The following is a 543-nucleotide window of genomic DNA, read 5'->3' as shown; positions in this document are numbered from 1 at the left end:
CAGTGTCGACAGACTGGACGGTAGCTGGCTTCGCGCGAGTTGTTGAAGATCGAGGAGTGGGCGACTATCTCCCGGGAACTGAGCCGGCACAAGTCGGCGCGGTATATCGGGCAGCTGCTCGGCCGGCACCACTCAACAATATCTCGGGAGATCGACCGTAACGGCGGCGCGATGGCATACCGTGCGGTCGAGGCGCAGCGACGCCGCGAGGAGAACCTGGCACGTCCGAAGGAAAGAAAGCTCGAAGCGTTGCCACGGCTTCCTGGCGCGGTGAACGATGGTCTACGAGAAAGTCGACATGGTCAACATCAGCGAACGGCCGCGGGAAGCCGATGACCACGCCGTGCCCGGGTTCTGGGCAGGGGACTTGATAATCGGGCAGGGAAACAAGTCCCAGCTCGCGACGTCGGTCGATCGTAGCGCGCGGTTCGTCATGCTGGTGCGGATTCCCTACGACCGTAACGCCGAACGCGTCGCCTACCTGCTCGCGAAGAAGATGGAAAACCTGCCTGAGTTCTTCCGGAACAGCGTGACCTGGGACCA

2 protein-coding genes are annotated in these 543 nt (G+C 62.2%); both read left to right on the top strand.

Features of this window, described 5'->3' with window-relative positions; translation table 11 throughout:
- Positions 1–39 precede the first annotated feature (39 nt).
- Complete coding sequence (locus MJ783_RS23640; RefSeq protein ID WP_370651596.1) at positions 40–336, top strand: helix-turn-helix domain-containing protein; 297 nt, start codon at positions 40–42, stop codon at positions 334–336.
- The coding region (locus MJ783_RS10960) for a transposase (RefSeq protein ID WP_370651597.1) at positions 278–543 on the top strand (266 nt) is incomplete at its 3' end. The genes MJ783_RS23640 and MJ783_RS10960, both read left to right, overlap by 59 nt.

This window comes from Protofrankia sp. Cj3, assembly GCF_917627355.1.
GTDB lineage: Bacteria > Actinomycetota > Actinomycetes > Frankiales > Frankiaceae > Protofrankia.
This window is presented reverse-complemented; position numbering and strand designations above follow the sequence as displayed.